Origin of the sequence: Centipeda felix (assembly GCF_900186465.1) — a bacterium.
Classification (GTDB): domain Bacteria; phylum Bacillota; class Negativicutes; order Selenomonadales; family Selenomonadaceae; genus Centipeda; species Centipeda felix.
Window position 1 is genome coordinate 569,274 of sequence record NZ_LT891959.1, and the last position, 18,607, is coordinate 587,880.

An 18,607-nucleotide genomic window follows, 5' to 3' on the forward strand; every position below is an offset into this window, starting at 1 on the left:
AGGGAGGAGGCACGGACGACGCCGTCCTGATTGACCGCCGAGCGCGTGAGCATTTCGCCCGTCGCCGCAGACATAAAGACAAGGCCTCCGTCTGCCTCGACGAGACCTTTGTTCGTGACTGCCTGCTCCAGTGCCGCCTTGGTGGGGACGACCTCGACCTTGCCGTCGCCGCCAAAGTCGAGTGTGACCGCCTCGCCCGCGGCGAGGACTGCCGTGCCCTTCTTCGCGACGACGACGCCCTCGTTGACGACGTCCTTGCCGAGGAGGGCGATGAGCCCGCCGTTCTGGGCGGCGAGTGATGCCTTGTTGATGACCTTGCCGCCGTGCTCTGTGCCGACGAAGTTATAGCGTCCCGCCATGAAGTCCGCATTCGTGATGTTCATGGTGGAGGCGATGATCGCGCCCGCATCGACCTGTGCGCCCGGGGCGAAGTAGACGCCCGCCGGGTTGACGAGGAAGACGCGTCCGTTCGCCTGCAGCTGTCCGAAGATCTCGGACGGGTTGCTGCCGAGGACACGGTTCAGGAGGGCCGCCTGTGCGTTCGGCTGGAGGACGCTCACGCGCTCGCCCGCTGCGATGTTGAAGCTCTGCCAGTTGATGACGGCATTCTGCGAGTTCTGATGGATCGCCATCTCTGCCGCGTTCGAGGCGATCTGTGCGTCGCCGGCCGCGACCTGTCCGCCCTGCGGAAGGGCAAGTACGGGCTCTGCCGTGCTCGCCAATAATGTCCCTGCTGCAAAGAAACTGACGCCGCTGCGCAGGGCGTGTCGCAGGCGTCCGCGACGGTGTCTGTTCATGATGCTCATTGTCGTATCCCCTTTATCCCAAAGACCGTCCGACGTGCGTCGGAATCCCTATACTCTGTCCTCTGTTGATTCTTCCTTATGGTGCTCCCACCACCGCAAGCGGTCCCCCTCCCCCGTCAAACGGGGGGAGGCTATTGTGGTGTGCCGTGCTGCCTCCCGTCAAACGGGGGAGGCTATGGGTGTGTTTGCCGTTCTGCCTCCCATCGAACGGGAGAGGCTGTGGTGTTGCCGTTAGCTTCTCCCGTCGAACGAGGAGGCTATGGGGGCTGGTGAAATCTCAAGGAAGATCACCGTTTAGAAGAATTTATAGACCTGAAACCAGAAGCGTCCGCTGCGGTCACTGTCCGAGACCGCAGGCTCGTGCCCAAGCTTCCACGCGTAGTTTACACGAGCGACCCAGTTATCATCATTGCTCCAGTTGACGCCGAGGCCTGCCCCATACAGGCTGCGGCTGTCCGGTCCCGTATAGCCGGGATAGCCCTCATGGTAGATGCTCACATGTCCTCCATCGACGAATACGATCATCTGCCAGACGTTGGTATCGCCCTCGCGCGTCGGTACGTTCCACCGCAGCTCCGCCGTCCATTTCCAGCCGTCGTCGCCCGACGCCTCACTGACGGGATAGGCGCGTACGCCGCTCGGCCCGCCGAGGGAGAATTTCTCCGAGGAGTCGAGGTTTTTCTCCGCCCACTGGCGGCTGTAGCTGAGGTAGAGGGCAAGCCGATCGTCGATGTGCTGGAGCCGCGTGAGGTCGAGGTTCCACTTGCCGAAATGCCCTGCCGTGCGCCCCGTCACCGCGTCGTTGAGCCGCTGCATGGGCTCGTCGATCATGACATTGCCGCGCGTATAGGAGAGCGAGAAGGTGTTGCGCCCTCCCGTCAGGAAGCGGTCGAGGTTGTCCCCATTGATGCCGAACACCCAGTTGCGGGCGTGTTTCGGGTCACGGAAGGACATCTGCCGTGCCTCGCTGCCCAAGCTCTTGAAGTCGAGCCGCACGGAGCCGTAGAGGTTGAGGTCACGGCTGCGGCGGAAGTTGTGCTGCCAGTTGAATCCGATGCTCTGTGACGAGCCCACGAAATCCATGGAGGAAAATGCGCCGCCGAGAGAGTAGAAGGATCGTGTGCAGCTGATGCCGAACCGCTCGCCCTGCCGCCAGAACGGCGTGCTGTAGGAGACGGAGCCCGACCACATTTTGCCGTTTGACATGACGCCGCCGATGGAGAAGATGTCCCCCTCGCGGAAGGGGCTCGCGTAGTTGAAGAATGCGCTGTACTGATAGCGCCCCGTGTAGCGGTAGCCGCCGTTGTCCACGCCAAGGTAGCCCCACATGCGGTGTCCCTTGTTCTTGACGTTGACGATGAGGTCGGTCGTCCCCGGCTCGCTGCCCGCCTTGAGTTTGGTGTTTGCCTCGATGCGGTTCATGTCGTTGGTGAGCCAGACGCCGCGGCTGAGTTTATTCTTGTCGATGATCTGCCCCGGTGCGACGCCCATCTCGCGCAGGATCGCCCGATCGTGCACGTAGGTCTCGTTGTTGACGATGATCTCGCCATAGCGTCCCGGCACGATGGTAAAGGTGACGACGCCGTCGCGAAATTCCTGCGGTGCGAGGTAGGCAAACGCGACAAAGTAGCCCTTGTCCCGCAGATACTTCGTGATCTCCTCCGCCTGCGCCTCAAGGTCGGAGAGCGTCGCCTCATGGTGGCGATGCGGCGCGAGGATGTCCCGCAGCTCCGCATCGGTCACGGGGTTTTCTCCGTCAAATGTATAGCGTGCGACCCATATACTCTCTGTCGTCTTCTCTGCTGCCTTTTCGGCGGCGTGCGCGGCGGGGGTGCAGCTCACGGCACAGAGGGCGGCAAGACCTGCGGTCAGCAGTCGTTTTTTCACGCGATGCGCGTTCGTTACATGTTTTATGTTCATCTGATTCATTCGCACATTTCCTTCTGTCTGCGCGTATTGCTGTCCTTATAGATACTCTTAATATAGTTATCGCCAGTTTATACTTTATATTAACACATTCATGACTTTATTCCTAGAAACAAATGTTACGGTTCCGCTTTTTAATGAATCAGATAACAATAGAAAAGCCCGTTACACGAAGCTAAAAAGCTTCATGCAACAGGCTTTAATGTCTTATCCGACAGGCGCCCCCTCCACCGCTCGCGCGCGAGGGTGGGCAGCTTAGAGTGTTCCGAAGATGCGGTCGCCCGCATCGCCGAGCCCCGGTACAATGTAGCCGTGCTCGTTGAGGCAGTCGTCCACTGCCGCAACGTAGATCGGTACGTCGGGGTGGTCTGCCGCGACGCGGCGGATGCCCTCAGGAGCGGAGACGAGGCACATGAGGATGATGCTGCGCGCGCCCTTGTCCTTGAGCATGGTGAGTGCTGCCGACGCACTGCCGCCCGTGGCGAGCATGGGGTCAGGTACGATGAGTGTGCGATCCTCGATGCCGCGCGGGAGCTTTGCATAGTACTCGACGGGGGCAAGTGTCTCGGGGTCGCGATAGAGTCCGATGTGTCCGACGCGTGCCGCAGGGATGAGGTTCAGGATGCCGTCGAGCATCCCGAGGCCTGCGCGTAGGATCGGGACGATGCCGAGTTTTTTGCCTGCGAGCATTTTTGCATGGCAATGTGCGACAGGGGTCTCGATCTCCACGTCGCGCAGGGGGAAGTCGCGCGTGATCTCGTATGCCATGAGCATGGCGATCTCCGAGAGCAGTTCGCGGAATTCCTTTGTCCCCGTTTCCTTGCGGCGCATGATGGTCAGTTTGTGCTGGATGAGCGGATGATCGACGAGGTGGAGTGTCGGTATGTCGGACGGGCGGAATGTGTCAGCCATGGGATGTTTCCTTTCCACGGGGAGGTCAGTTCTCCCCGAGATGTTCATAGATCGGATATTTTTTGCAGAATGCATCGACGCGGCGGCGTGCCTCTGCGCGGCGGCTCTCGTCCGTCGGTGCATCGAGGACGTGCGCGATGATGCGTGCGACCTCACGCATGTCCTCCTCGCGGAAGCCGCGCGTGGTGAGTGCGGGCGAGCCGAGACGGATGCCGCTCGTGACGAACGGGCTGCGCGGCTCGAACGGGATGGTGTTGCGGTTCGCTGTGATGTTGACCTCGTCGAGGAGGGTCTGCGCTTCCTTGCCCGTGATGTCCTTGTTCGTGAGGTCAACGAGCATGACGTGCGTGTCCGTGCCGCCCGAGACGATGCGGTAGCCGAGCTTCGTGAGTTCGTCGGCGAGCGTGGCGGCGTTCTTGACGACCTGTGCGCCGTACTCCTTGAACGAGGGCTGCAGTGCCTCGCCGAGGGCGACGGCCTTGGCCGCGATGACGTGCATCAGAGGGCCGCCCTGGATGCCGGGGAATACGGCCTTGTTGATCTTTTTCCCGAGTTCTTCGTCGCGTCCGAGGATGAGGCCGCCGCGCGGGCCGCGCAGGGTTTTGTGCGTGGTCGTGGTGACGATGTCGGCGTAGGGGACGGGGCTGGGGTGCTGCCCCGCTGCGACGAGCCCCGCGATATGTGCCATGTCGACCATGAAGATGGCATCGACGCTTTTGGCGATGGCGGCGATGCGCTCAAAGTCGATGATGCGTGCATACGCCGATGCGCCCGCGATGATCATGCGCGGATGGTGCTCGGCAGCGAGTTTTTCGAGGGCGTCGTAGTCGATGCGCTCGGTCTCGCGGTCAACGCCGTAGGGGATGACCTTGTAGTAGGTGCCGGAGATGTTGACGGGGCTGCCGTGCGTGAGGTGTCCGCCGTCCGTGAGGTTCATGCCGAGGATGGTGTCGCCCGGCTGCAGGAGGGCGAAGAATACCGCCATGTTCGCCTGTGCGCCCGAGTGGGGCTGAACGTTCGCCCATGCCGCGCCGAAGAGTTCCTTTGCGCGGTCGATGGCGAGCTGCTCTGCGACATCGACGTACTCGCAGCCGCCGTAGTAGCGCTTGCCGGGGTAGCCCTCGGCGTATTTGTTGGTGAGGACGCTGCCCTGTGCCTCCATGACGGCACGGCTGACGATGTTCTCCGAGGCGATGAGTTCGAGCTTTGTCCGCTGACGGTTGAGCTCGTGATCAATTGCCTCCGCGACCTGCGGGTCTGACTGTTTCAGCGTGTCCATAATGCTCATGTGTGCTCTCCCCTAGCTGTTAGCTGTCTTTCTGCTGCTCAAGTGCCATGATCTTGTCGACGCGGCGGGCGTGGCGGCCGCCCTCGAACTCCGTGCAGACCCATGCGCGCACGACTTCACCCGCCGGGCCGATGCCCGTGACGCGTCCGCCCATGGCGAGGACGTTTGCGTCGTTGTGTTTCCGCGACATGATCGCCGAGTAGACGTCGCCGCAGAGTGCGGCGCGGATGCCGTCGATCTTGTTTGCCGCGATGGAGATGCCGATCCCCGTGCCGCAGAGGACGATGCCACGATCCGCCTTGCCGGAGACGACATCAGCGCAGACCTTCTCCGCGATGTCGGGATAGTCGACCGACTCCGTGCCGAAGGTGCCGACGTCCGTGACGCGGACATCCTCAAACTCGTGGAGCACCATCTTGACTTCCTCTTTCAGCTCCACTGCCCCATGATCGCTGCCAATCGTTATTTTCATCCGAACGGCCTCCTTTAGATGTTTTATTTCTGCCCATTTTAGCATAATTTGATAAAAAAAAACAGATCACCGCTGCACGCGTGTACGGAGTGCGAGCGAGAGGAAGAAGATGAGGGCGGCGGCGGCGACGATGGCCGCGCCGGCCGCGATGCCGAGGTAGTAGGCGGAGAAGAGCCCGACGATGCCCGCAACGAGGGCGGTGAGGATGGCGATGAGGTGGTACTCCTTGACGCTGCGCGCCACGTTGCGCGCGGCTGCCCCCGGCAGGACGAGGAGTGCATTGATGATGAGGATGCCGACCCACTGGATGCTGACGGCGACGACGACGGCGAGCAGGGCGGCAAACGCCGCCTCGATGCGCACGACGGAGATGCCGCGGCTGTGCGCGAGTGACGGGTTGACGGAGAGCAGGAGCAGATGGTTGAAGAGGACGGCCCAGACCAGTACGACGAGGAGGTCGACGGCGAGCAGTCCCGCGAGGTCGGACGGCGTGATGCTCAGGATGTCGCCGATCAGGAGCGGGGAGAATTTCGAGAAACCGCCGCCTCGGCTCATGACCATGAGGCCGACGGCAATGGCAGTCGAGGAGAATACGCCAATGACGGTGTCTGCCGATGCCGCCGTCCGATGCTTGATGTAGGTGATGAGGAGGGCAAAGGCGATCGAGAAGGTGATGAGCGCGGTGAGCGGCGAGACGATGCCGACGAGCGCGCCGACGGCAATACCCGTGAATGCGCCGTGGCCGAGCGAGTCCGAGAAGAACGCCATGCGGCTTGAGACGACCATGGTCGAGAGGAGCCCGAAGAGCGGCGTCATGAGTAGGACGGCGAGAAGCGCATTCTTCATAAAGGTATACTCTGTCCACGAAAAGGGCAGGAGTGTGTCCATGACGTGATAGATCAGTTCCATGCCGTCCCCTCCTCTCCTGCCGTGCGCTTCTCCGTCGGCGCGCGCAGGCTGCTGAGGTCGGGCAGAATGCCGAAGATCTGCTCCATCGCCGGAGAGCGATAGACCTCCTCGGGCGTACCGGCCGCCGCGATGCCGTGGTTCATCAGGACAACCTTGTCCGCATGGCGTGCCGTCATGCCGAGGTCATGCGAGATGAGGAGGATCGCGAGATCCTCCTTGGCGCGCAGCTCCGCGACGATCTCGTAGAAGAGTGCCAATCCGCGCTGATCAACGCCCGAGACGGGCTCATCGAGGAGGAGCAGGTTCGGGATGGGGTCGAGCGCGAGCGCGAGGAGAACGCGCTGCAGTTCTCCGCCCGAGAGTGCGCCGAGGCGGCGGTCGATGAGGTGCTCCGCCCGCACGCGCGCAAGGCTCTGCGTGGCACGTGCACGATAGCGACGTGCGGGGCAGAGCCAGACGGGGCGCGCCGTGATGCACGCCATAAAGAGATCCATGACGGTGGTCGGTGCGCTCACGTCGAGGCGGAGGTACTGCGGGACGTAGCCGATGACGGGGCGGCCGGTATGGCGCCCCTCGGCGTCGACGAAGCGGATGTGTCCCGTGTGCGGCACCTCGCCGAGGATGGCGCGCAGGAGGGTTGATTTTCCCGCGCCGTTCGGGCCGATGATGGCGGTGAGCTCACCGCAGTGAAAGTGCAGATTGACGTGCGAGAAGACGTCAAATGTCCCGTAGGAGACGCCAAAGTCCTCGACGCGCGTGCAGCAGAAGTGCGCGCAGCCCTCTGCTGCGCCGCTGTGATGAAAGATATGCCTGAGCATGATTGTCCTCTGAGTGATATGAGTGATTGCTTAGTCAGTCAGTCGGCGGAATTTCCATGTACCGGCGACGATGCCGAGGATGGCGTAGAGCACGACGACGGCAAGCGAGATAACGGAGTAGTCCCCTGCCCCGCTGAGGCTGCGCAGGAGGTAGCTCGTATGTGTCAGTGGGAGGATCTCCACGAGATAGCGCACCGCATCCGGCAGTGCCGCCGTGGAGAAGAATGTCCCGCAGAGGAACGACATGGGCAGGAGGACGTAGAGGTTGACCTGTCCCATCTCCTCGTAGGTGGAGATATACATCGCCGCGAGAAAGCCAATCTCCGCGAAAATCGCACAGTTCAGCGTCAGCACAAGAAGAAAGAGCGGCGTGACGGAAAAATGTGCACCGAAGAGATAACTCAGTCCGATGATGATCGCCGAGGAGATCAGTCCGCGCAACACGGCACCCGCGACCTTGCCGACGACGTAGGCATCGGGGCGGATGGGGGCGATAAGGTACTCCTCAAGGCTTTTATGGTAGATGCGCTCCGCGTGCACGGGGATGATGCTGTTAAAGCTGATGTTCATGGAGTTCATCGCGAGCAGCCCCGGCACGAGGAAGTCGATGTACGAGCCGCCGCCGACGTCGATGCTCCGCCCGAGTCCCCAGCCAAAGGCGATGAGGAACATGAGCGGCGAGACCATGCGGCTCAGGATATATTTTTTCAGGCGGCGGCGCAGCACGATCCAGTCGCGCCAAAACACCGTCCATATATCGCCAAGCATCAGAGCCCCTCCTTCCGTCCCGTCAGCTCGATAAAGACGTCCTCTAGATTCGTCGGGCGCAGGAGCACACGCGCCATCGTCTCCTCGATGCCGCGCGCATAGCTGCGCGCCTCCTCCTGTGTATGGAAAAAGCGGTAGGCGCGTCCGTCCGCCCCATCCCACTCCACGGCGTGTCTGCCCAGTGCCTCACAGAAGTCCTGCGGCGTCTGCAAGTCAATGAGCCGCCCCTTATTGATGATGGCGACGCGTGCGCAGAGCGCCTCTGCCTCCTCGATGTAGTGTGTGGTGAGGAGGACGGTCACGCCGCGCGCTGCGATGCCGTGCACCACATCCCAGATATGGCGGCGAATCTGCGGATCGAGGGCAACGGTCGGCTCGTCGAGAAAGAGGACGCGCGGACGGTGGATGAGCGCACGCGCAATGAGCAGCCGCCGCTTCATCCCGCCCGAGAGCTGCCGCACACCGTCGTTGCGCACCTCCATGAGCGACATCTCCGTCAGGAGCTCCTCGATGCGTGCCGTGCGCTCCGCACGCTCCATGTGGTGCAGGCGCGCGTGCAGCTCCATATTGTCCCAGACGGTGAGTTCCTGATCAAAGTTCACGTGCTGCGGGACGACACCGATCTGTGCCTTGACGCTGCGCTCTGCCGCATGGATGTCCTCTCCGCCGATGCGGATGCGTCCGCTCGTCGGACGGGTCTGCATGGTGAGCATCCGGATGATTGTCGTCTTGCCTGCGCCGTTCGGGCCAAGGAGACCGAACACCTCGCCGCGCCGTACGGAGAGCGATACATCATTGACGGCGGTCTTCCATGCGCTCTCTTTTTTCTCATTGGTATGCGGAAATTTTTTGACGAGATGTTCCATCTCAATCATCATGTCATTGTCCATGTATCAGTCCGCCCGAAACTGGATGCCCGCCATCAGGCGCGCCTTTTCCATGACGGCCATCACTGCGCGCGTCACGGCAAATCCGTCCTCCACGGCAGTGTAGTCCCGCTGCTGGTATATGCGCTGCATCTCCTCAAACTCATGCACCATGCGGTGCTCGTGGCGGTTCAGGGCGAAGGTCTCAGGCGCCGCACCGCGCAGGCCGATGGTGAAGGAGCGCAGTTCGTTCGGCGTGCCGTCGGTGCGAATCCAGCCGTTCTCGCCCTGGATCATGAGGAAGGAGGGGCTGCTGCTGTCCTTCGCCGCTGCCGATGAGGCGCAAAAGCCGTCGTAGCGCAGGGTCATCACCCCTGATGTGTCGATGCCGTTGAATCCGATATTTGCCAGATAGGACGCGGAAAGCGGGCGTCCGAAGAGCGCGATGATGAGCGCTAGGTTGTAGACGTTCAGGTCATAGAGTGCGCCGCCCGAGCAGGCGGGGTCAAACGCGGGAGCAACGTCGCGCGCGAGGTAGCGGTCGTAGCGGCTCGAATACTGGGAGAAGTTCGCCTGTACGAGGCGGACGAGGCCAAGCCGGGGCAGCCGTTCCACGATGCCGCGAAAGTTCGGCATATAGAGCGGCGTCATTGCCTCAAAGACATAGCTCTGCGCGGCACGGGCGCGCGCGATCAGCTCCTCTGTCTCCGCGAGGGTCGAGGCAAAGGGCTTCTCCACGATGACATTCCAGCCCGCCGAGATCGCCTGACGCGCATAGTCGAAATGCGCGCTGTTTACGATGCCGAGGTAGACGACGTCGGCCGCATGGGATGCGAGCAGCTCTGCGTAGTCGGTCACGACGTGCGGGATGTTAAACTCCTGCGCCATGCGTTCCGCTTTTTTCCTGCTGTGCGCTCGTGCACAGAGCACGGGGATCTCCACACCTCTCACCATGCGCAGCGCATTAAGCGCCTCGCGTGCGATCATTCCCGTTCCGACGACTGCAATCTTCATTCGCGTACTCCTCTATCTGTTGCCTTGCTTTTCGTGCCATTTATTATAGCAGGGTATCTCCATAAAGAAAAGAGCCTGCCGCAGAAGCAGATGCTCCTGTGACAGGCTCCGAGCGGATATGCTGTATTACTTCATCATTTTGATGTGGTCTGCATCCGCACCCTTGCGTCCCTGCAGCGCGTCCCATGCGTCGTTGGCACGCTCCACGAAGGCAGCACGGATCGCCTGGTTCTCACCGAGGCCGTGCAGATAGGTGTTGACCTTGAAGCCCTGGCTCTCAAGGATGCTCTTGTGCGAGTCCGAATCCTTGCCCGCCATGTCGTTGTGTGCATGATCGCCCGCCACCATCATGATCGGCATGAGCGTGACCATCTTGATGTGGTTCTGCTTGAGCTTCGGCAGGATCGTCTCCAGGCTCGGCCAGCCCTCCACCGTGTAGACGTAGACGTTCTTATAGCCGAGCTCGTTGAGCTTTGCCTGGATCACGGAATAGTAGGCGTTGGAAACGTGCGGCGTGCCGTGTGCCATGAGGAGGAGTGCCTCATCCTTGCCCAGCTTCGGGAACTGCGTCGAGACCGCCTTGATGAACTCCGTCACGTCGTCCGCCTGATTTTCCTGTCCCTGCCAGTACATGAGGGAGGTGCCGCAGGTCATCGTCTTAAACTGATCCTTGTACTCGTTGTAAACCGCCTTGACGTAGGAGTACTCCATGCCCGGAATGACGTCGAGCGAGACCAACGCGACGCGGGAGTAGCCCTCTGCCTTGAGCTGCGTCAGTGCCTCCTCGGGCGTCGGATAGTGCTTGCCTTCCTTTGCCGCGATGCGGTCGATGATGATATGGGAGGTAAATGCCGTGACGACCTTTGCGAGGGGGTTCGCTGCCTGAATGTCGCGCACCGTCGCCTCGATCGTCTTCTCACGCGTATCCTTGAACGTCGTGCCGAAGCTCGCAACAACAATGGCATCCTTGTTCGTGTAGTTTGCCATCTGCGGGTTGTTGTACTTCAGAACGCCGATTTCCGACGCCTCCATGAGTGCCGGCGTCACCGTCTTGACCTCAGGATTGAGCTCGTACGCAGCCTCTGCCGGGCTGTACGAGGACAGTCCCAAGACCGCTGAGCATGCAAGCGAAGCGACCAGCATCTTCTTCCAGTTTCTCATTCCAATTCCTCCTAAAAATAGATACTCCCCCGGCGAAGCACACAGCCTGCCGCCTCTCCCCATCGATTCAGTTCTATTATATATAGATTACATTTCATAGGATACATCATCAGCAGGAAATTGTCAACGTACATCGACGACTTATTTTCCCGTATCCCGCTCGACATGATCCTTCCATGCATCCGATTTCTCGTTGCCGCTCGCACGCTCTGCGACGTAGACACCGACAGCATCGTAGTTCGCACGAACACCGCTCGATGTGTTCTTGTACGTCACGGCGTTCGCCTTGCGTACCCCAATGGCGTCTGCTTCCTCAGCCGCATCGATGTTCGCGCCGAGGTAGATGAAGTCCCAGCCCGCCTTTTCCTGCTTGTCCGAGATGAGTTCCTTGACCTTTGCCTTTGTGAACTCAGTGCTCGCGTTCTCCATGCCGTCCGTGATGATGACGACGATCACCTTCGTCCCCTGCCTGTCTGCCGCGCCCGACTGCTCCATGTGCAGGATCGTTTCGCCGACGGCATCGAGGAGTGCCGTCGTGCCGCCCGTCTCATACGTCCGCTCGGTCAGCGGGCGCACGCTCTGGATCGCCCTGTGCTCGTAGAGGCGGTCAATCTTGTCGTTAAAGAGCACCGTCGTCACGCGCACGTCGATGCCAAGCTTCTTCTCCTTCTCGATCATCGCATTAAAGCCGCCGATGGTGTCCGCCTCCAGCCCGTGCATGGATCCACTCCTGTCGAGGATCATCACGAGTTCAATGCGGCTCGGCTTTTCCTGCGGCGCAGCCGCTCTCGGTGTGCTGTCCTCTGCCGCCTGTGCGGACGCCACGGCACAGGCGAGACAGAGCAGTACCGTCAGCAGGATGGATGAAAATTTTTTCCACATGGTCATGCCTCCTATTTCTCAACTGCTTTTTGAATGATAGCAATAGAATATGATATTCACATAAAACAAAAAAGGCTGTTGCATGGGGTCGCAAACTTCGTGTAACAGCCCCTTCTTTGTGCCCCTTCCACCGCTTGCGCGGTCCCCCTTGCTGACCTGTCCAAGAAGCAAGTCCACAGGACGAAGCTGATTGGGTAACAGGACGTATGGGAAAACGTCCCAAGAACACGAGCGACAGCGATGTGTGATTGGCTGACGTTGACCGCTCCCCGTGACCACGGGGAAGGCTTTTAGGATAACGGTATATTAGCTTTCCCCGCCGCGCGGGGGAAGTGGCGAGCGCAGCGAGCCGATGGGGGGTATGCAATGGTCCCTTGATGTTTCTTTATTCCTGTGCGCGTCCCACGCGGTTGATGGTCGTCAGTCCGCGATAGACTGTCCCGATGTCGAGCTCGTCCCCGCGCGACTCCATGTATTTCTCCAGCTTGCGCTTAACGCGCTGCAGCGCATTGTCGATGGATTTGACCTGACGATGCAGGTCGACGGCGATCTCCTGATAGGATTTGCCGTCGAGGTAGCTCATGAGGACGCGCCACTCAAGGTCGCTGAGGATTTCCTCCATTTTCTGCTCGATGTCGATGAATTCCTCGTGACTGATGACGAGTTCCTCGGGGTCGCTGATGCGCGCACCGGAGAGCACGTCGAGCAGGGTGCGGTCAGAGTCCTCGTCGTAGATGGGCTTGTTCAGTGAGACGTAGGAGTTGAGCGGGATGTGTTTCTGCCGCGTCGCCGTCTTGATCGCCGTGATGATCTGGCGCGTCACGCATAGCTCCGCAAACGCACGAAACGATGAGAGCTTGTCCGGGCGGTAGTCACGAATCGCCTTGAAGAAGCCGATCATGCCCTCCTGCACGATGTCCTCGCGGTCTGCACCGATGAGGAAGTAGGAGCGTGCCTTGGAGCGCACGAAGTTACGGTATTTGTTGATGAGATAGTCGAGTGCCTCATCACCGCGCTCGCCGCGAATGTGGGCGAGGAGATCCTCATCCGAGCAGCCGTCATAGATGCTGTTTTCCGCCGTCTCGTCTGCGTAGGTGTCCCCATCGGCAGCGAGCTCGCCCGTATCCATCTCCTCCGACACGGAACGTTCTTCATCCAATAGGGGCTTTTGCTTTTCGCCGTAAAAAATCATACGATGCACCGTCTTCCCATGCTTCCGGTGCATGGCAGTCACCTGCCACGCACAATCGTCCCATGATTATTATAACTCTATTGCAAAAGTCCCGTCAAGAGACAAAAAGGACTGTGCATGATGGTTCTCACCTCATGCACAGTCCCTATTTGTCCCCCTTCCCCGCCAAACGGAGAAAGTTATGGGGAAGAGAAAAAACTTAGATTACTTCAGCTCGACCGTTGCGCCAGCCTCTTCGAGCTTCTTCTTGAGCTCTTCGGCCTCAGCCTTGGCGATATTCTCCTTGACCGGCTTCGGTGCGCCGTCAACGAGCTCCTTCGCTTCCTTCAGGCCGAGACCCGTTGCCTCACGAACGGCCTTGATGACGTTGATCTTCTTGTCGCCTGCTGCTGCGAGAACGACGGTGAACTCCGTCTTCTCCTCGCCGCCCGCAGCCGGAGCAGCGCCGCCGACAGCAGCAACTGCGACCGGTGCAGCTGCGCTGACACCGAATTTCTCCTCCATTGCCTTCACGAGCTCGGAGAGTTCGAGAACGGTCATGTTCTCAATGGCTTCCAGAATCTGATCCTTGTTCATGCTGTATACCTCCAATAGTATGTAAATTCTCTCTCAATCGTATGTTTATGCGGATGCCTTCTGCGCACGCACAGCCTCAAGCACATAGACGGCATTGCGGATAACGCCCTGCAGTACGTTGACCGTGTTCGAGATCGGCGCATTCATGCTGCCCATGAGCTTTGCGATAAGCTCTTCGCGCGACGGGAGCGATGCGAGCGCCTGAACCTCAGCCGTCTCGATGACCTTGCCCTCAACGGTACCGACCTTGACGGACAGGATCCCCTTCTCGTCGAGCTTGTTTTTCTTGATGTAGCCGCAGATGACCTTCGCCGGAGCGACGGCATCGTCTGCCGAGAACGCAAATGCGGTCGTGCCCTCAAGGTGCGGATCGAGCCCCTCAAGACCAAGCGCATCTGCCGCACGGCGCAGCATCGTGTTCTTTACGACGTGATAGGAGACGCCCGCAGCGCGCAGCTCGCGGCGCAGCTCCGTATCCTGTGCAACGGTGAGACCGCTGTACGTCGTAAAGACAGCTCCTTTCGCCGAGGAGAGCTGCTCTTTCAGCTTCTCGACGATGACTTCTTTCTTGTGATCTGCCATGTAATCATTTCCCTCCTTTCTTGTCGCCGTTCATCTTGGCACGTCCTTCCGTTCTCGCCGCGTCGGAACATCCTCCACGCAGGACTTAACTGCGCGTCCGGTGTTCCTCCTTGCTCAAACAAAAATCCGCACCAATCTGGACGGCTCTTATTCTTTCCAATGAAAAATCTCCGGCTGCTATCCTGCCGGAGATGAATGTTCAAATTCACGTCCGGCCTCGGCAGGCGACTATGTCGTTAGATGCTTGCGCAAACCTGCTGTCTACAGCCCGGGGAAATTCCGTGCGCTGCTAAAATTAGCTGAGCGCAACGGGAACGGCGGGTCCCATCGTCGCCACAACGGTGATGGAGCGGATGTACTGCCCCTTTGCCGCTGCCGGCTTCACGCGAATCAGCGTGTCGATGATCGCCTGATAGTTTTCGCGGAGTTTCTCCGCATCAAAGGAGGCCTTCCCGATGGGAACGTGGACGTTGCCCGCCTTGTCTGTGCGGTACTCCACCTGACCTGCCTTGATTTCGCCGATGGCTTTCTTCAGATCCATCGTGACCGTGCCGAGCTTCGGGTTCGGCATGAGTCCGCGCGGACCGAGAACCTTACCGAGGCGGCCGACCGTGCCCATCATGTCGGGTGTAGCGACAGCAACATCGAAGTCGAGCCATCCGCCCTGGATCTTCTGCACGATCTCATCCGAGCCGACGAAGTCAGCTCCTGCTGCCTCAGCCTCAGCGACCTTCTCGCCCTTTGCAAAGACGAGCACGCGCTGGGTCTTGCCCGTGCCATGCGGCAGGACAAGGGCGCCGCGCACCTGCTGATCCGCATACTTCGGATCGACGCCGAGGCGCACGTGCAGCTCGATGGTCTCGTCGAATTTGGCCGTTGCCGTCTTCTTGACGAGTTCCATCGCTTCCTGCGAAGTGTAGAGTTTGCCGCTCTCGATCAGCTTCGCAGCGTCTTGGTATTTCTTACCAACCTTTGCCATGAATAACTCCCTTCGTGGTCATAACGGGCGTACGCCCTTCCACTTGATCAACGGACAATTAGTCCGTGATCTCAATGCCCATGCTGCGGGCCGTGCCCTCGATCATGGACGTTGCCGCCTCGATCGATGCGGCGTTCAGATCCGGCATCTTGGACTCTGCGATCTCGCGTGCCTTCGCGCGCGGGAGCTTTGCGACCTTCGTCTTGTTCGGCTCGCCCGACGCCTTTTCAATGCCCGCCGCCTTCTTCAGCAGAACTGCTGCCGGAGGGGTCTTCGTGATAAAGGTAAAGGAACGATCCTCAAAGACTGTGATCTCAACCGGAATGATGAGCCCCGCCTGCTTCGCCGTGCGTTCGTTGAAGTCCTTGACGAATGCCATGATATTGACGCCCGCCTGACCAAGCGCAGGTCCGACCGGAGGAGCCGGTGTCGCCTTCCCCGCAGGAACCTGCAGCTTTACGACACGCGCAACCTTCTTTGCCATCCACATTCACCTCCTTTCGGTGAAAAATCAGCGGTATATCTGATCTCAGATCCGTTCGACCTGATCGATCTCGACATCCAGTGGGGTTCCGTCCACATCGACCTGCACGCGCATACTCGACGTGTCGATCGACGTGATCTTGCCCGCGTAGTCCTCGAATGCGCCCGAGATGATGCGCACCGTGTCACCGATATCCACCTTGGCGCGGCGTTTCGGTGCCCCGCCCACCGAGCCGGAGAGGATGCGTTCCGCCTCCTCCGCCGTCAGCGGAATGGGGTGCTTCTCCGAGCCGACAAAGCCCGTGACGCCCGTCGTGTTGCGCACGACGTACCACGAGTGCTCATCGACAATCATGTCAACGAGGACGTAGCCCGGGAATACCTTGCGCGGGACGACCTTTTCCTTGCCGTCCTTGACCTCGATCTCGTTCTCCACGGGCACGACGACGTTAAAGATCATCTCGCTCATGCTCGCCGAGTGCATGAGGCGTTCAAGGTTTGCCTTGACCTTGTTCTCATACCCCGAGTAGGTGTGGATGACATACCATGCGCGATGCGGATTTGCCTGCCGGAGATTGAGTTCTTCCTTGTCTGCCATGTCCCTCACCCCGTCTAGTAATGCAGGATAACCTGAAAGATGCGCGCAAAAATAGTGTCGCAGATCCAGATGAGCGCGCAGACGACGACGATCGCAATGCCGACAACACCGGTGTAGGTGACCAGCTCGCGCCGCGTCGACCACGAGACCTTCTTCATCTCGGCGACGACTTCCCGCAGGAATTTCACAATCTTTCCCATGATGCGGGCGCTTACTTCGTCTCTTTGTGCGGCGTGTGCTTGCGGCAGAACTTGCAGTACTTGCTGAACTCCAGACGATCCGGATTGTTCTTCTTGTTCTTGTTCGTGCGATAGTTGCGGCTATGGCACTCCGTGCACTCAAGCGTAATGTTGTTGCGCATGAATATCGACTCTCCTTGTTAGTTTTCATGACACGAAATCACTCGTATCAATTTATCATACTTGGAAAATGCTGTCAACGCATGAAGTACATTTTCCCTAAGGAGACACCGGAGTGCTCCCTGAAAGCATAAAAGAACCCCCGTTGCGGGGGGATCAAGCAAAATGGTGGCGGCACAGAGATTTGAACTCCGGACACTGCGGGTATGAACCGCATGCTCTAGCCAACTGAGCTATGCCGCCGTTATATGGAGCTGATGACCAGGATTGAACTGGTGACCTTATCCTTACCAAGGATACGCTCTGCCGACTGAGCTACACCAGCGCACAGACTTGGTTGCGGGGACAGGACTTGAACCTGCGACCTTCGGGTTATGAGCCCGACGAGCTACCGACTGCTCCACCCCGCGATAAAAAGTGGTGGGCAGGGATGGATTCGAACCATCGTAATCCGAAGATGACAGATTTACAGTCTGTTGCCTTTAACCACTCGGCCACCTACCCATGATATGCTATTGGTTGCGGGGACAGGACTTGAACCTGTGACCTTCGGGTTATGAGCCCGACGAGCTACCGACTGCTCCACCCCGCGATGTTCTGTCGTGTGTTGCACTGACAATACGGTATTATACGGCAAAGGAGCGGGCGCGTCAATACCTAAAATAGAAAAAAAGGACGATAATGCGAAACTTTTTCGTTTCACACCATCGTCCTTGAACATTTCTGTGGCGAAATTACTCTGCGGCGTCGCCGTCAAAGAGATAGGAATAGCGTTCCTTGAACTCCTCCTGCGTCATGCGGTAGGCATTCGCAAGTCCCGGATCGTCGAGGTCGCCCTTTTCGAGGCGCATCATGAAACCGCGCGCGATACGGTAGTGGACGGAGCCGATGTTGACCTTGCGCACCTTCGTCTTGCCCGTCTCGGGGTCGCGAATCTCGTCGAAGCGCATCGGCACCGCCTGATTGTCCTGGATCGTGATGATCGCGCCCGTGTCGCCCTGCATGAGGAACTTGACGGCGGAGTAGCCGAGCGAGCGGCAGTAGTCGATGTCATAGGCGATCGGTGCCGTGCAGCGCAGCTCGTAGCCGATCTCCTTGTCGATGACGCTGATGGTGATGCCGAGCTTCTTCGTCTCGGCGAGCACCGCCTGTTTGATGATCTCGCCGAAGTCGAGCTCGCTGTAGCGGATGTGTCCGTGCTCGTCCGTGACGACGTTGCCGAGTTTGGCGAAGTCCTCCTCGGCGATCTTCTCGATCACGCCCTCAGCGATGACGGCAACGCCGTAGTTGCGCCCCGTGAGGTAGCGCTTCACGATCGAGCCGACAATCACGTCGACGACCTGCTGCAGCGGAATCTTTTTCTGGGAGAACTCCTCGGGGATGATGGTGATCGCCGCGCCTGCGCTGCGCCCCATCCCTAGGGCGAGGTGCCCCGCTGTACGTCCCATGGCGATGGTGAAGTACCAGCGGTTGTTCGTCGTGCTCGCATCCTCCATGAGGTTCTCGATCTCCATCGTGCCGAAGGCACGCGCCGTCTCAAAGCCGAATGTCGGCACGCCCTCGGGGAGCGGCAGGTCATTGTCGATGGTCTTCGGGACGTGGACGACGTTGATCGTGCGCCCCATCTTGCGTGCGTACTCGGAGACCGCCATGGAGCTGAATGCCGTGTCGTCGCCGCCGATGGTGACGAGATGCGTCACGCCGAGCTCGGTCAGCGTCTCGACCACGGTGCGGAGGTCGGATTCCTTCTTCGTCGGGTTGAAGCGCGACATCTTCAGAATGCAGCCGCCCGTCAGATGAATGCGGCTGATGTTTGCGGGCTCAAGGCGCACGTAGTTCTTCTCGCCGCGTGCAATCCGCGAGAACCCGTCGTAGATGCCGAGCACATCCCACCCGTGCCGCGTTGCCTCACTGACCACGGCAGAGATGACGCTGTTGATGCCGGGGGCGGGGCCGCCACCGCAGATAATCGCAATCACATTCTTGATGCCAATCATGAATATGCCTCCTCTTTAG

General features: G+C 59.6%; 20 protein-coding genes, 5 tRNA genes and 1 pseudogene. All 26 read right to left on the reverse strand.

Features of this window, described 5'->3' with window-relative positions; all coding sequences use genetic code 11:
* Positions 1–29 precede the first annotated feature (29 nt).
* Positions 30–806, reverse strand: a pseudogene (locus C1713_RS12620) (two-partner secretion domain-containing protein); the annotation flags it as partial.
* Between the two features lie 294 nt (positions 807–1,100).
* Positions 1,101–2,735: a ShlB/FhaC/HecB family hemolysin secretion/activation protein gene (locus tag C1713_RS10055; protein ID WP_102493827.1), complete on the reverse strand. Its 1,635-nt coding sequence runs from the start codon at positions 2,733–2,735 to the stop codon at positions 1,101–1,103.
* 252 nt (positions 2,736–2,987) lie between these two features.
* A complete protein-coding gene (gene upp, locus C1713_RS10060; protein ID WP_039981014.1) occupies positions 2,988–3,644 on the reverse strand; it encodes a uracil phosphoribosyltransferase in 657 nt (218 codons plus the stop codon).
* Positions 3,645–3,669: 25 nt separating this feature from the next.
* Positions 3,670–4,932, reverse strand: coding sequence for a serine hydroxymethyltransferase (gene glyA, locus C1713_RS10065; RefSeq protein ID WP_102493828.1), 1,263 nt, complete (start codon positions 4,930–4,932; stop codon positions 3,670–3,672).
* Positions 4,933–4,951: 19 nt separating this feature from the next.
* Complete coding sequence (rpiB, locus tag C1713_RS10070; protein ID WP_102493829.1) at positions 4,952–5,404, reverse strand: ribose 5-phosphate isomerase B; 453 nt, start codon at positions 5,402–5,404, stop codon at positions 4,952–4,954.
* Positions 5,405–5,470: 66 nt separating this feature from the next.
* Entirely contained in the window at positions 5,471–6,313 is an 843-nt protein-coding gene (locus C1713_RS10075; protein ID WP_102493830.1) for a metal ABC transporter permease, read from the reverse strand.
* Complete coding sequence (locus C1713_RS10080; RefSeq protein ID WP_061944181.1) at positions 6,304–7,131, reverse strand: metal ABC transporter ATP-binding protein; 828 nt, start codon at positions 7,129–7,131, stop codon at positions 6,304–6,306. Before C1713_RS10080 ends, C1713_RS10075 begins: the two co-directional genes overlap by 10 nt.
* 30 nt (positions 7,132–7,161) lie before the next feature.
* Positions 7,162–7,899 (reverse strand): ABC transporter permease, encoded by a 738-nt coding sequence (locus tag C1713_RS10085; protein ID WP_102493831.1) that lies wholly within the window; start codon positions 7,897–7,899, stop codon positions 7,162–7,164.
* On the reverse strand, positions 7,899–8,774 hold the full coding sequence (locus tag C1713_RS10090; RefSeq protein ID WP_039981610.1) for an ABC transporter ATP-binding protein: 876 nt from the start codon (positions 8,772–8,774) through the stop codon (positions 7,899–7,901). Before C1713_RS10090 ends, C1713_RS10085 begins: the two co-directional genes overlap by 1 nt.
* Positions 8,775–8,792: 18 nt before the next feature.
* Entirely contained in the window at positions 8,793–9,779 is a 987-nt protein-coding gene (locus tag C1713_RS10095) for a Gfo/Idh/MocA family protein (RefSeq protein WP_102493832.1), read from the reverse strand.
* A 126-nt stretch (positions 9,780–9,905) separates the two neighbouring features.
* A complete protein-coding gene (locus C1713_RS10100) occupies positions 9,906–10,940 on the reverse strand; it encodes a sirohydrochlorin cobaltochelatase (RefSeq protein ID WP_102493833.1) in 1,035 nt (344 codons plus the stop codon).
* Between the two features lie 141 nt (positions 10,941–11,081).
* The gene (locus tag C1713_RS10105; protein ID WP_102493834.1) at positions 11,082–11,822 is read right to left on the reverse strand and encodes a vWA domain-containing protein; all 741 of its coding nucleotides are present in this window, start codon (positions 11,820–11,822) and stop codon (positions 11,082–11,084) included.
* A 385-nt stretch (positions 11,823–12,207) separates the two neighbouring features.
* Positions 12,208–13,014, reverse strand: coding sequence for an RNA polymerase sporulation sigma factor SigH (gene sigH / locus C1713_RS10110; protein ID WP_039981611.1), 807 nt, complete (start codon positions 13,012–13,014; stop codon positions 12,208–12,210).
* 204 nt (positions 13,015–13,218) lie between these two features.
* Positions 13,219–13,590 (reverse strand): 50S ribosomal protein L7/L12, encoded by a 372-nt coding sequence (gene rplL, locus C1713_RS10115; protein ID WP_050343123.1) that lies wholly within the window; start codon positions 13,588–13,590, stop codon positions 13,219–13,221.
* Between the two features lie 45 nt (positions 13,591–13,635).
* The gene (rplJ, locus tag C1713_RS10120; RefSeq protein WP_009442863.1) at positions 13,636–14,172 is read right to left on the reverse strand and encodes a 50S ribosomal protein L10; all 537 of its coding nucleotides are present in this window, start codon (positions 14,170–14,172) and stop codon (positions 13,636–13,638) included.
* 295 nt (positions 14,173–14,467) lie between these two features.
* Positions 14,468–15,151, reverse strand: a complete 684-nt coding sequence (gene rplA / locus C1713_RS10125) for a 50S ribosomal protein L1 (RefSeq protein ID WP_009442864.1) — start codon at positions 15,149–15,151, stop codon at positions 14,468–14,470.
* A gap of 58 nt (positions 15,152–15,209) precedes the next feature.
* Positions 15,210–15,635 (reverse strand): 50S ribosomal protein L11, encoded by a 426-nt coding sequence (gene rplK / locus C1713_RS10130; protein WP_006690943.1) that lies wholly within the window; start codon positions 15,633–15,635, stop codon positions 15,210–15,212.
* Positions 15,636–15,680: 45 nt separating this feature from the next.
* On the reverse strand, positions 15,681–16,232 hold the full coding sequence (gene nusG, locus C1713_RS10135) for a transcription termination/antitermination protein NusG (protein ID WP_102493835.1): 552 nt from the start codon (positions 16,230–16,232) through the stop codon (positions 15,681–15,683).
* A 14-nt stretch (positions 16,233–16,246) separates the two neighbouring features.
* Entirely contained in the window at positions 16,247–16,432 is a 186-nt protein-coding gene (gene secE / locus C1713_RS10140) for a preprotein translocase subunit SecE (RefSeq protein WP_009442867.1), read from the reverse strand.
* Between the two features lie 11 nt (positions 16,433–16,443).
* A complete protein-coding gene (rpmG, locus tag C1713_RS10145; RefSeq protein WP_006307107.1) occupies positions 16,444–16,593 on the reverse strand; it encodes a 50S ribosomal protein L33 in 150 nt (49 codons plus the stop codon).
* Between the two features lie 164 nt (positions 16,594–16,757).
* A tRNA-Met gene (locus C1713_RS10150) sits at positions 16,758–16,834 on the reverse strand.
* Positions 16,835–16,840: 6 nt separating this feature from the next.
* A tRNA-Thr gene (locus tag C1713_RS10155) sits at positions 16,841–16,916 on the reverse strand.
* A 9-nt stretch (positions 16,917–16,925) separates the two neighbouring features.
* Positions 16,926–17,001, reverse strand: a tRNA-Met gene (locus C1713_RS10160).
* 8 nt (positions 17,002–17,009) lie between these two features.
* Positions 17,010–17,095, reverse strand: a tRNA-Tyr gene (locus C1713_RS10165).
* 12 nt (positions 17,096–17,107) lie between these two features.
* Positions 17,108–17,183 (reverse strand) — tRNA-Met (locus tag C1713_RS10170).
* Positions 17,184–17,325: 142 nt separating this feature from the next.
* Positions 17,326–18,588, reverse strand: coding sequence for a diphosphate--fructose-6-phosphate 1-phosphotransferase (gene pfp, locus C1713_RS10175; protein WP_009442868.1), 1,263 nt, complete (start codon positions 18,586–18,588; stop codon positions 17,326–17,328).
* Positions 18,589–18,607: the final 19 nt, after the last annotated feature.

What these genes read in the sequence shown, in the direction of transcription:
- C1713_RS10085 (WP_102493831.1), bottom strand. Translation starts at nt 7,899, where the DNA reads ATGCTTGGCGATATATGGACGGTGTTTTGGCGCGACTGGATCGTGCTG.
- glyA (WP_102493828.1), bottom strand. Translation starts at nt 4,932, where the DNA reads ATGAGCATTATGGACACGCTGAAACAGTCAGACCCGCAGGTCGCGGAG.
- nusG (WP_102493835.1), bottom strand. Translation starts at nt 16,232, where the DNA reads ATGGCAGACAAGGAAGAACTCAATCTCCGGCAGGCAAATCCGCATCGC.
- rplJ (WP_009442863.1), bottom strand. Translation starts at nt 14,172, where the DNA reads ATGGCAGATCACAAGAAAGAAGTCATCGTCGAGAAGCTGAAAGAGCAG.
- C1713_RS10075 (WP_102493830.1), bottom strand. Translation starts at nt 6,313, where the DNA reads ATGGAACTGATCTATCACGTCATGGACACACTCCTGCCCTTTTCGTGG.
- rpmG (WP_006307107.1), bottom strand. Translation starts at nt 16,593, where the DNA reads ATGCGCAACAACATTACGCTTGAGTGCACGGAGTGCCATAGCCGCAAC.
- rplA (WP_009442864.1), bottom strand. Translation starts at nt 15,151, where the DNA reads ATGGCAAAGGTTGGTAAGAAATACCAAGACGCTGCGAAGCTGATCGAG.
- sigH (WP_039981611.1), bottom strand. Translation starts at nt 13,014, where the DNA reads ATGATTTTTTACGGCGAAAAGCAAAAGCCCCTATTGGATGAAGAACGT.
- C1713_RS10080 (WP_061944181.1), bottom strand. Translation starts at nt 7,131, where the DNA reads ATGCTCAGGCATATCTTTCATCACAGCGGCGCAGCAGAGGGCTGCGCG.
- rpiB (WP_102493829.1), bottom strand. Translation starts at nt 5,404, where the DNA reads ATGAAAATAACGATTGGCAGCGATCATGGGGCAGTGGAGCTGAAAGAG.
- secE (WP_009442867.1), bottom strand. Translation starts at nt 16,432, where the DNA reads ATGGGAAAGATTGTGAAATTCCTGCGGGAAGTCGTCGCCGAGATGAAG.
- rplK (WP_006690943.1), bottom strand. Translation starts at nt 15,635, where the DNA reads ATGGCAAAGAAGGTTGCGCGTGTCGTAAAGCTGCAGGTTCCTGCGGGG.
- rplL (WP_050343123.1), bottom strand. Translation starts at nt 13,590, where the DNA reads ATGAACAAGGATCAGATTCTGGAAGCCATTGAGAACATGACCGTTCTC.
- upp (WP_039981014.1), bottom strand. Translation starts at nt 3,644, where the DNA reads ATGGCTGACACATTCCGCCCGTCCGACATACCGACACTCCACCTCGTC.
- pfp (WP_009442868.1), bottom strand. Translation starts at nt 18,588, where the DNA reads ATGATTGGCATCAAGAATGTGATTGCGATTATCTGCGGTGGCGGCCCC.
- C1713_RS10100 (WP_102493833.1), bottom strand. Translation starts at nt 10,940, where the DNA reads ATGAGAAACTGGAAGAAGATGCTGGTCGCTTCGCTTGCATGCTCAGCG.
- C1713_RS10055 (WP_102493827.1), bottom strand. Translation starts at nt 2,735, where the DNA reads ATGAATCAGATGAACATAAAACATGTAACGAACGCGCATCGCGTGAAA.
- C1713_RS10105 (WP_102493834.1), bottom strand. Translation starts at nt 11,822, where the DNA reads ATGTGGAAAAAATTTTCATCCATCCTGCTGACGGTACTGCTCTGTCTC.
- C1713_RS10090 (WP_039981610.1), bottom strand. Translation starts at nt 8,774, where the DNA reads ATGATTGAGATGGAACATCTCGTCAAAAAATTTCCGCATACCAATGAG.
- C1713_RS10095 (WP_102493832.1), bottom strand. Translation starts at nt 9,779, where the DNA reads ATGAAGATTGCAGTCGTCGGAACGGGAATGATCGCACGCGAGGCGCTT.